Source organism: Streptomyces sp. NPDC054847, assembly GCF_053610925.1.
In genome coordinates this window covers 1-10,596 of record NZ_JBSGZJ010000243.1, presented here as the reverse complement: position 1 = coordinate 10,596, position 10,596 = coordinate 1, and the positions used below count along the sequence as shown (strand labels likewise).

At 71.6% G+C, this 10,596-nt stretch carries 10 protein-coding genes; 6 read left to right on the top strand and 4 right to left on the bottom strand.

Annotation, left to right across the window (positions count from 1 at the left end):
* Positions 1-213: 213 nt before the first annotated feature.
* Positions 214-1,263, bottom strand: coding sequence for an MsnO8 family LLM class oxidoreductase (locus tag ACWGH4_RS22330; protein ID WP_453463579.1), 1,050 nt, complete (start codon positions 1,261-1,263; stop codon positions 214-216).
* Positions 1,264-1,400: 137 nt separating this feature from the next.
* Between ACWGH4_RS22330 and ACWGH4_RS22325 the strand changes: the two genes are divergently transcribed.
* A complete protein-coding gene (locus tag ACWGH4_RS22325) occupies positions 1,401-1,895 on the top strand; it encodes a phosphatase domain-containing protein (RefSeq protein ID WP_453463573.1) in 495 nt (164 codons plus the stop codon).
* Positions 1,896-2,140: 245 nt separating this feature from the next.
* Here the strand turns inward: ACWGH4_RS22325 and ACWGH4_RS22320 are convergent, their stop codons facing one another.
* The 3 genes from ACWGH4_RS22320 to ACWGH4_RS22310 all read right to left on the bottom strand — a co-directional run bounded on the left by ACWGH4_RS22320 (position 2,141) and on the right by ACWGH4_RS22310 (position 4,346).
* Positions 2,141-2,356 (bottom strand): dodecin, encoded by a 216-nt coding sequence (locus tag ACWGH4_RS22320; RefSeq protein WP_005308402.1) that lies wholly within the window; start codon positions 2,354-2,356, stop codon positions 2,141-2,143.
* Between the two features lie 25 nt (positions 2,357-2,381).
* Positions 2,382-3,170, bottom strand: a complete 789-nt coding sequence (locus ACWGH4_RS22315) for a GntR family transcriptional regulator (protein WP_453463570.1) — start codon at positions 3,168-3,170, stop codon at positions 2,382-2,384.
* A gap of 345 nt (positions 3,171-3,515) precedes the next feature.
* Complete coding sequence (locus tag ACWGH4_RS22310; RefSeq protein WP_453463568.1) at positions 3,516-4,346, bottom strand: GntR family transcriptional regulator; 831 nt, start codon at positions 4,344-4,346, stop codon at positions 3,516-3,518.
* A 205-nt stretch (positions 4,347-4,551) separates the two neighbouring features.
* Here ACWGH4_RS22310 and ACWGH4_RS22305 point away from each other — a divergent pair, with 205 nt between their 5' ends.
* From ACWGH4_RS22305 to ACWGH4_RS22285, 5 genes are read left to right on the top strand one after another with little or no spacing between them, the layout of a single operon-like run.
* On the top strand, positions 4,552-5,811 hold the full coding sequence (locus tag ACWGH4_RS22305) for an extracellular solute-binding protein (RefSeq protein ID WP_453463565.1): 1,260 nt from the start codon (positions 4,552-4,554) through the stop codon (positions 5,809-5,811).
* Positions 5,808-6,704: an ABC transporter permease subunit gene (locus tag ACWGH4_RS22300; protein ID WP_441262192.1), complete on the top strand. Its 897-nt coding sequence runs from the start codon at positions 5,808-5,810 to the stop codon at positions 6,702-6,704. The genes ACWGH4_RS22305 and ACWGH4_RS22300 overlap by 4 nt, the downstream gene beginning before the upstream one ends.
* Positions 6,701-7,534 (top strand): carbohydrate ABC transporter permease, encoded by an 834-nt coding sequence (locus ACWGH4_RS22295; protein WP_453463562.1) that lies wholly within the window; start codon positions 6,701-6,703, stop codon positions 7,532-7,534. The genes ACWGH4_RS22300 and ACWGH4_RS22295 overlap by 4 nt, the downstream gene beginning before the upstream one ends.
* Before the next feature lie 12 nt (positions 7,535-7,546).
* Complete coding sequence (locus tag ACWGH4_RS22290) at positions 7,547-9,103, top strand: beta-N-acetylhexosaminidase (RefSeq protein WP_453463560.1); 1,557 nt, start codon at positions 7,547-7,549, stop codon at positions 9,101-9,103.
* Positions 9,104-9,114: 11 nt separating this feature from the next.
* Positions 9,115-10,563 (top strand): cellulose binding domain-containing protein, encoded by a 1,449-nt coding sequence (locus ACWGH4_RS22285; protein WP_453463576.1) that lies wholly within the window; start codon positions 9,115-9,117, stop codon positions 10,561-10,563.
* The last annotated feature ends 33 nt before the right edge of the window (positions 10,564-10,596 follow it).

Sequence of the window (10,596 nt, the reverse complement as noted above, 5' to 3'; positions counted from 1 at the left end):
CGTCCTGGCCCGCGACCGCGCACCGGCCCTCGGCGCCGCGGCACCGGCCGAGACCTCGGCCGGCGACGGGCCGCGCCCCTGGTCGGTGGTCTTCGGATGAGTCGCGAGCGGGGGACGAGAGCGGGCCGGGTCGCTGGTCAGGGGCCTTCGCGAGGGCGCGGGTGGACGCGGGTCGCGCCCAGGCCGGTCGGGCACGCGGTGGCGTCCGGCAGGTCAGGCCGCCGCACCGGTCAGCTCGTGGGAAGACAGGCCGGCCAGCCGCGCGAGACGCCGCAGCGAGTCCAGCAGCGCCACGCGGTCGTAGGTGCTGGTCGTGACGAGTACCTCGTCGGCCCCGCTCTCCTCGACCGCCGCCCCCAGGGCGTCGGCGACCTGGTCCTCGGTCCCCGCGATGTGGCCGCTCAGCCCCGACTCGTAGAGATCGCGCTCCTTGGCGGTCATCGTCAGCGCCTCGATGCGTTCGGACGGCAGGAGCGGCGGGAACGTCCCGTGCGTGCGGGAGTACGCCATCGACCAGGCCTCCGGCATCAGCAGCCGGCGCGCCTCCTCCTGGCTCCCGGCGACGGCGACCGTCCCCGCGACGACCACGTACGGCCGCTCCGCCCAGGCGGAGGGGCGGAAGTCCCGCCGGTAGCCCTCCACGGCCCTGAGGAGCCGCTCCCGGCCACGGAGATCGCCGATGACCAGCGGAAGACCGGCACGGGCCGCGATTCCCGCGCCCTCACCGGTGGCGAGCAGGAACGGAGGGACCCTGAGCCCCTCCGAGGGGCGGGCGTGGACGTGCGGATGCGCCGTCCGGTCGCCGGTGAACCAGCCCAGCAGTTCCTCCAGCCGTGCCTCGAAGTCCTCCGCGTCCTGCTTGTCGCGGCCGAGCGCGCGGCGGATTCCGTCCGTGAAGCCGACGGACCGGCCGAGCCCCATGTCGACCCGGCCGGGGAAGAGGGACTCCAGCACGCCGAACTGCTCGGCCACGACCAGAGGTTGGTGGTTGGGCAGCATGACGCCGCCGGTGCCGACGCGGATCGAGGTGGTCGCGGCGGCGACCGCCGCCGCGAGCACCGTCGGCGCCGAGCCCGCGACGCCCGGGACGCCGTGGTGCTCGGAGACCCAGAAGCGGTGGTAGCCGAGGGCCTCGGCCTGCACGGCGAGGCTCACGGTGTCCCGCAGCGCGGCAGGGCCTTCGTACCCCTCACGGGTGCGGGAACGGTCGAGGACCGACAGACGGACGGTGGACGCGGTCAGTGAGCTCACATCACGGTTCAACGCGTTCACCGCGCGAGGATTCCCGATGTGCCGCCCGAGCCACCGCCGGGGCCCGTTCTCCCGGCTCCGGGCTGCCCTCGGTTCCGCCGTGCCCCCGGTCCGGCAGGATCCCGCGGCGAGGGCCTAGGGTGACCGGCGTGACCCAGAGCAGCAGGCCGCTGGCCGTATTCGACCTCGATGGAACGCTCTCCGACGCCGGGCACCGCCAGCATCTGCTGGAACGCAAGCCACGCGCGTGGGACGCCTTCTTCGCCGCCGCCCCCGAGGACCCGCCGCTCGCCGAAGGCGTGGCGCTGTGCCTGAAGGCGGCGCAGGAGTGCGAGGTGCTGTACCTGACCGGCCGGCCGGAGCGCTGCCGGAAGGACACCGTGGACTGGCTCGCGGCACAGGGGCTGCCCGAGGGGCGGATCTTCATGCGGCGCAACGACGACCGGCGGCCCGCCCGCAGGACCAAGCTCGAGATCCTGCGGCAGCTCTCACGCGACCGGGAGATCAGAATGCTGGTGGACGACGACGAACTGGTGTGCCAGGACGCGGAGCGCGCCGGTTTCCGGGTCGTACGGGCGGTCTGGGGCAGGGCGACCACGACGCCTGCCATGCACGAAGCACAGGAGCGTGAGGGCCGCACCTGAGCGGGGCCGGTCAGCCCTGTCCCTGAGCCGTGGCGACCGGACGCACCCTGGGCCGCGCGGTCCGCCCTGAGCGGCGCCCGGTCCGCACCCGCACCTGAGCCGCGCCGGTCGTCCCCGCGCTTGAGCCGCGCCGGTCGTCCCCGCACCTGAGCCCGGCCGGGCATGGCTGTTCCGGGACGTGCCGCACGCCGCCCCTGAACGGACGGGGCGGCGTGTCGTCGGTCGCGAGTCCTCGTCGCGTGTGCTCAGTCGCCGTCCTCGAGACGGAAGCCGACCTTCAGACCGACCTGGTAGTGCTCGATCCGCCCCTCGACGATGTGCCCGCGGACCTGCGTCACCTCGAACCAGTCGAGGCCCCGCAGCGTCTGCGAGGCCCGGGAGATGCCGTTCTTGATGGCCTGGTCGACCCCGTCGGGCGAGGTGCCCACGATCTCGGTGACGCGGTAGGTGTGGTTCGACATGGGTGTCGTGCTCCTCTCGGTGCGTTCACTCCACCGTGCCCCACCAGTCGGCTTCCCGCGAGGCGTCGGGCGCGGGGCTGCCGTCCCCCGTGGGACCGAGCGAAAGCCGGGAGAGGATGCGGTAGCGGTCCCCGCGGTAGAGGGAGCGCACGTACTCGACCGGACGGCCCTCGGGGTCGGAGGTGACGCGGTCGAAGAGCAGCGCCGGCGACAGGACGGGTACGGCCAGCAGCTCCGCCTCGGCCTCGCTCAGCACGGTGGGCTCGATGGACTGCTCCGCCCGGGCGGCGACGATCCGACGCTCGGCCCGCAGGTAGCGGTAGAAGCCCGACTCCATCCACCGCGGGGTGAGATCGGGGGCGAGCCCGGCCGGGATGTGCAGGTACTCGAGTCCGACGGGGCCGCCGTCGACCAGCCGCAGCCGGGCGACGTGGAAGATCTCCGCGGCGGGGGAGAGACGCAGCCTGCGTCCGATACGGGCGCCCGCGGCGGTCCTGTGGAACTCCAGCACGCGGCTCGACCAGGTCCCCGGTGCTTGCGGGGCGGCGGCCGGACCCGAGTCGCCCACCAGCTCCTGGGTGATCTTGGCGGGTGCGACGAACATCCCACGGCCGTGCTCCCGTACGAGCGCCCCGGTGGCGACGAGTTCGTCGACGGCGGCGCGGAGGGTGGGGCGTGAGACGTCGAGGGCGGCGCAGAGGGTGCGTTCGGAGGGGATGGCGTCCCCGGGGCGCCGGTCGTCCACCAGGCCCAGCAGATACGCCCGCACCCGCTCGCGTTTGAGCGCCGCCCGGGGCGCGCCCTCGTCCCTCATCGCCGTCCCCTCCCGAGAGCCCGAGCCCGGCCCGAGCCCTAGCCAGGTCCACATCCAGAGCCAGAGCCAGAGCCAGAGCCCGTGAGCTTGATGGGCCGAGGATACGGCCCTTTCAGGCGGCGGCCGGCTGCGACCGGAAGGCCACCACGGAATGTGGTGCCTGCGTCGGTCCGAGCCGCACGAACTCCCGCACCACCTCGGCGCGTTCAGTGAGGGACGCGGCAGGCTCGCGCCGGGGCGGGAGCGCGCCATGTCGATCCCCGGGCGGGCGCGGTGCCCCGGGCCGCGTTCGTCGCGGGCGCTGTGCCCGGTCCATGCGGGACGGTCGGGGCGGCGAGGGCAGGTTCAGTACGCGTCGCCGGTCGTCGACGACGTGATGATGTCGCGGTGCGCGAAGTCGCCCGGGGGGATACCGGGATGGTGGCCCGCCGGGCGGTCGGCAGGTGCGGCGGACGGGCCGAGCGCGAGACGGGAGACGATGCGGTAGCGGTCGCCCCTGTACACCGAGTGGACGTACTCGACCGGGCTTCCCGAGGTGTCCGTCGTCAGGCGCTCGACCAGCAGCGCGGGGGAGAGGACCGGCACGTCGAGCACCGCGGCCTCCGCCTCGTTGACGACGGTCGGCTCGATCGACTGGACGGCCTGGTCGACGTGGACCTGATGGTGCTCGCGCAGATGGTCGTAGAGGTCTCCGGCCTCGAGCTCCTGCGGGGTCAGGGAGGGCACCAGCCGGGCGGGGATGTGCAGGTGCTCGATCGCCATGGGGGCGCCGTCGACGAGTCGCAGCCGGGCGATGTAGACCAGTTCGGCGGCGGGGGACATCCGCAGTTTGCGGCCGATCCGGGCGCCCGCGGTGATGGTGGCGAGCTCCAGGACACGGCTCGACCAGGCGCCCGCCGCGCGAGGGACGGCGAACGCCGCGTCGTCGGAGACGAGTTCCTGGGTGATCTTCGCCGGTGCGACGAACATCCCACGGCCGTGCTCCCGTACGAGCGCCCCGGTGGCGACGAGTTCGTCCACGGCTGCACGCAGTGTGGGGCGGGACACGCCGAGTTCCGCGCAGAGGGTCCGCTCGGAGGGGATGGCGTCGCCGGGCCGGCCGGCCTCGATCAGACCGAGCAGGAACTCCCTGACCCTTTCCCGCTTCAATACGGCGCCCGAAGAGCTGCTCTCCATGGACCCTGCCTCTCTGCTCCACGTCGACGACAACTGGTCAGATGGTAAACGGCGCTGCTTACCAGTGATCTATGTGGTCCTACGGCCGCTTGCTGAACGAACCAGTGTTTTCAAAGCACTTGACGTCAACATTGGTCCATGCCACCTTCTAGCCACGCCGTTGGCCAGTTTACCAATTGGTCAACTCACTTCAGAGGTGGATCAGTTGAAGATTCGCTCCATCGCCGCTGCCGCCGTCGTCGCCGTCTCCCTGCCTCTCGCAGCGTGCAGCTCCACGTCCGGCCCGGATTCCGAGGCGGCCGGAGGCACGGAGGAACTCACGGTCTGGATCATGAGGGACAGCGTCTCCGACGCCTATCTCAAGCGCTTCGAGAAGGACTTCGAGCAGCGGCACAAGGGAACCACCCTGGACATCCAGATCCAGGAGTGGGACGGCATCGGCGAGAAGATCACCGCCGCGCTCGCCGGCCGGGACGCGCCCGACGTCATCGAGGTCGGCAACACCCAGGTCGCCCAGTACGCCACCAGCGGCGGTGTCAAGGACCTCACGGACAAGGTCGGCGAACTGGCGGGCGCCGACTGGCTGCCCGGCCTCGCCGACCCCGGCAGGATCGACGGGAAGCAGTACGGCATCCCCTGGTACGCCGCCAACCGCGTCGTCATCTACAACAAGGACCTCTTCGCCGCAGCCGGCGTCACCGCCCCGCCCAGGACCCGCGACGAATGGCTCGAGATCACCCGGAAACTCGACACCGGCAGCACCCAGGGCATTTACCTGCCCGGCCAGAACTGGTACACCCTCGCCGGCTTCATCTGGGACGAGGGCGGGGAGCTCGCCGAACGCGAGGGCGACACCTGGAAGGGGGCGCTCCACTCGCCGGAGGCGCTCAAGGGCATGGAGTTCTACCAGCGCCTCCAGGCCCTCGGCGACGGCCCCAAGGACTCCGACGAGGCCAAGCCGCCGCAGGCCGACGTCTTCGCCAAGGGTGACGTCGCCCAGATCATCTCCGTACCGGGCGGGGCGAAGATCATCGAACAGGCCGCCCCGGCGCTCGCCGGGAAGCTGGGGTTCTTCCCCGTCCCCGGGAACACCGCCGGCCGGCCGGGCGCCACCTTCACCGGCGGCTCCGACCTCATCATCCCCGAGGCCTCCGCCCACCACGACGCCGCCTATCAGGTGGTGAAGGAGCTCGCGGGCGACAAGTGGCAGACCGACCTGGCGAAGACCATGAGTTACGTCCCCAACCGGACCTCCCTCGCCGGGGTCATCGAGGACAACGAGGGCACCGCGGCCATGGCCGCCGCGGCGGCCCACGGCCGCGCCACGCCCAACTCCCCGCAGTGGGCGGCCGTCGAGGCCACCAACCCCGTCAAGCAGTACATGACGGCGGTGCTCACCGGCAGCGACCCGGCGAAGGCGGCGAAAGAGGCCTCCGACAAGATCACCAAGACGCTCGGGTCATGAGGAGTTCGCCCCGCGCACTCTGGCCGTACCTCCTCATCGCGCCCACCGTCCTCGGCGCGGCCGTCCTGCTGGCCTACCCGGTGGCACGCAACCTGCTGATCTCCTTCCAGCACTACGGGATGGGCGAACTCATCCGCGGCGACGCCGCCTTCACCGGTCTGGACAACTACCGGGAGATCCTCGGGGACGCGGAGTTCTGGGAGGTGGTCCGCCGCACCCTGTGGTGGACCACGGTCAACGTGGTGCTGATCATGGTGCTGGGCACCATGGCCGCCCTCATGCTCCAGCGGCTCGGCAGGAGGATGCGCGTCCTGGTGCTGAGCGGACTCGTGCTCGCCTGGGCCAGCCCCGTGATCGCCACCACGACCGTCTTCCAGTGGCTGTTCTCCTCGCGCCTCGGACTGGTCAACCGGGTGCTGGCCGGGATCGGGTTCGACTCCTTCGAGGGCTACTCCTGGCTCGCGCACGGCCCGGCCGCCTTCACGCTCCTGGTGCTGCTCGTCGTTTGGCAGTCGGTCCCGTTCGTCGCCGTCACCCTGCACGCGGCGCTCGCGACCGTCCCCGCCGAACTCTTCGAATCGGCCAGGATCGACGGGGCCGGCGGCGGCCGGATCTTCTGGTCGGTGACGCTGCCCGTCCTCCGTCCGGTCTTCGGGCTGATCCTCTGCCTCGAAGTCATCTGGGTCTTCCGCTGTTTCGCCCAGATCTGGGCCGTGACCAGAGGCGGGCCGGGCGGCGCGACGACCACCCTGCCCGTCTACGCCTACCAGGTGGCGCAGTCGCTGCACCGCTACGACCTCGGGGCGGCTGTCGCGACGCTGACCGTGCTGATGCTCGTCGCCGCGCTGATCTTCTACTTCCGGCAGATGTTCAAACAGGAGGCCGAGCTGTGAGACCGACCTCGCCGCGGCGTCTGCTGCTGAACACGGGAGCGCTGATCGTCTTCGTCCTCTCGGTGTTCCCCGTGTACTGGATGATCCTCACCGCCTTCAAGCCTGCAGCCGACATCCACACCGGATCCCAGGCGCTGCTGCCCACCACCCTGACCCTCGACAACTTCGCCAACGCCCTCCGGGCGGACGGTTTCTGGTCGTTCTGGCGCAACAGCCTGACCGTCACCGCGGGCAGTGTGCTGCTCGCACTGCTGGTGGCGACGGGCGCGGCCTTCGCCGTTGCCCGGCTGCGCTGGAAGGGCCGGCGGGGCTTCGTCCTGATGGTTTTCATCGCCCAGGTCGCCCCCTGGGAGGCCCTGCTGATCCCGATGTACATCATCGCCAGGGACGCCGACATGCTCGACAGCCTGGCCACCCTCACCCTCGTCTACTTCATGATCACACTGCCGTTCACCGTCGTGACCCTGCGCAGCTTCCTGGCCGCGATCCCCGTCGAACTCGAGGAGGCCGCCCAGGTCGACGGCTGCACACGGGCCGCCGCCTTCCGCCGCGTCACCTTCCCGCTGCTCGCGCCGGGACTGCTGGCGACATCGCTGTTCGGCTTCATCACCGCGTGGAACGAGTTCGCCTTCGCCAACATGCTGATCATCAAGAACCAGGACGACCGCACCCTGCCCGTCTGGCTCTCCTCGTTCTCCAACGTCTTCGGCACCGACTGGGGCGCCACGATGGCCGCTTCCACACTCTTCGCCCTGCCCGTACTCGTCCTCTTCCTGGTGCTTCAGCGCCGGGTCTCCGCCGGGATGACCGGCGGCGCGGTCAAGGGATAGGAGAGCCGACACATGCCCGCACCCCGCACCGGAACCATCCGCACCGGACCACCCCGCACCGGATCGCGCACCGGCCCCGCACTGATCCCCCGTCCGGCCCAACTCACCGTCACCTCAGGTGCGTTCGTACTCGACGGCAGTACCGGCATCCGCGCCACCCGCGGAGCCGGACCGGCCGCCGCGCTCCTGCGGGCCCATCTCGCCCCGGCCACCGGCCTGCCGCTGCCCCTCGTGCCCGACGGCCGTGTCGTCCTCGCCCTCGACCCCCAGCTCACCGGGCTCGGCGCCGAGGGCTACGGACTCACCGTCGGGACCGACGCGGTGCTGCTGCGCGCCGGCCGCCCCGCGGGGCTGCTTCACGGCATCCAGACCCTGCGCCAACTGCTGCCCCCCGCCGTCCTGTCGGGCACTCCCGCCCCCGGCGCCCACTGGTCCCTGCCCTGTGTGCAGATCACCGACGTGCCGCGCTTCCCCTGGCGCGGAGCGATGCTCGACGTGGCCCGCCACTTCCTGCCCGTGGCGTTCCTCCGGCGCTTCGTCGACCTGCTCGCGCTGCACAAGCTCAACGTGCTGCATCTGCACCTCACCGACGACCAGGGCTGGCGGATGCCCGTCGCCGCCTACCCGAGGCTCACCGAAGTGGGCGGTCTGCCCCACGGCGGCGCATACACCCGGGCGGAGCTCGCCGCCCTCGTCGCCCACGCCGCCGACCGCGGCGTCACCGTCGTGCCCGAGATCGAGATGCCGGGCCACGTCCGCGCCGCGCTCGCCGCCTACCCGCACCTGGGCAACCGGCCGGACCGCCGGCTGGACGTGTGGCGGCAGTGGGGCGTCTGCGAAACCGTCCTCGGTGTGCACGACGAGGTCCTCGACTTCTGCCGCACCGTCCTGGACGAGGTCATCGACGTCTTCCCCTCCCGGCACGTCCACATCGGCGGCGAGGAGTGCCCCACCACCGAGTGGCACGCCTCACCCGCGGCGCGACTGCGCGCCGAACAGGAGGGCATAGGCGGCCCCGAGGCGCTGCACGGCTGGTTCATGGGGCGGATCGGCGCCCATCTGCGCGAGCGGGGGCGGCAGCCGCTCGGCTGGACGGAGACCGGTCTCGACCTGCCGTCCTCGTTCACCGCCATGATGTGGCGCGACGAGGCCCACGCTCTGGCCGCCGCCCGCCGCGGCCAGCAGGTGATCATGGCCCCCTACCGCTCCACGTACCTCGACTACCCGCAGTCGGCCGACGCCGGCGAACCGCCCGGCCAGCCCGGCGCGGTCGTCGATCTGCGGGCCGTGTACGCGACGGAGCCGGCCCCCGCCCACTGGGAGGCGGAGGCCGCGGACCATGTGCTCGGCACACAGGCCCAGTTGTGGACCGAGTACGTGACCACGGCCGAGCACGCCGAGTACCTCGCCTTCCCCCGGCTGTGCGCCCTCGCCGACACCGCCTGGAGCGGCGGCGGCGACTGGACGGGATTCAGCGCACGGCTGCACCACCACAGAGCCCGGCTCGGAGCCCTCGGCATCCCGGGCCGACCCCCCACGACCACCCCTTCCGAGAGGAAAACCAGGTGACCAGCACCAGCATGAGCACAACAGCGCGTACCGGACGGACCCGTACCCGCCCCGGCCTCCGGGCACGTGCCGCACTGGCCGCCGCCGTGGTGGCCGGTCTCGGCTGTGCCACCCTGTCCGCCCTGCCGGCCGCGGCCGCCGACGCCTCGGTGAGGGTCCAGTACCGCCAGAGCTCCAGCGGCAGCGATCAGGCGGAGCCGTGGTTCAAGGTCGTCAACTCCGGCAGCACCACGCTCTCCCTGAGCGAGGTCCGCATCCGCTACTACTTCAAGGCCGACGCCGGGGCCTCCTACACCTTCGCCTGCTCATGGGCGGTACGGGGCTGCGCGAACATCACCGGCACGTTCGGCACGCTCGCCGCCCCCACCGCCGACGCGGACCGCTACCTGGAGATCGGTTTCCGGGCGGGCGCGGGCAGCCTGGCGCCGGGCGCTGACACCGGTGACATGCAACTGCGCTTCCACCGCTCCGACTGGCGCCCCCTGAACCAGAACGACGACTACTCCTTCGGTCCCGGCCGGACCTCGTACGGCGACTGGACCAAGGTCACCGCGAGCGTCGGCGGCCCGACGGTGTGGGGCACCGCCCCCGCCGGCAACGACCCCACCGACCCCACCGACCCGCCGGACCCCACCGACCCGCCGGCGGACGGTCCTGCCCTCTTCGACGACTTCGACTACACCTCGCACACCGACCCCGCCATCGGCGCCCACGGCTGGAACGTCCGCTCCAACGCGGGCGGCCCCGGCGTGCCCGGGGCGACCTGGGCGCCCGAGAACGTCACCTTCGCCAAGGAGGGGACCAACTCGATCATGAACCTGGAGACCTCCACCGCGGGCAGCGGTGCGACCACCGAGCACACCGAGATCCTCACCAAGGACATGAAGTTCAAGAACGGCACCTACGCGGCCCGGGTGCACTTCTCCGACGCCCCGCGATCCGGCCCGGACGGCGACCACCTCGTCCAGACGTTCTTCACCATCAACGACCTCAAGGCCCCGATGGCGGACGACTACGCCGAGTACGACTTCGAGTACCTGCCCAACGGCGGCTGGGGCGAGCCCGCCAACATCCTGTACACCACCTCGTGGGAGACCTACCGCCCCGACCCGTGGGAGGCCGTCAACCAGCACTCCGAGGTCCGGGCGAGCTACGCCGGGTGGCACGACCTCGTCCTCACCATCGACGACAGCAGCATCGTCTACTACGTCGACGGCCAGGAGTTCGGCCGGCACGACGCTCGTTACCTCCCCGAGCGCACGATGAGCATCAACTTCAACCAGTGGCTGATCGACCTGGCGGGCCAGGGCAGCACCACGCCCCGCTCCTACGACCAGAAGGTCGACTACGTGCTCCACGTCAAGGACCAGGTCCTCACCCCCGCGCAGGCCGCCGCGAAGGTCGCCGCATACCGGTCGGCGGGGGTCGGCTTCGAGGACACCGTTCCGGCCACCGGGTGAAGATCTTGTGAGGGGCGGGTGCGGTTCCCGCAC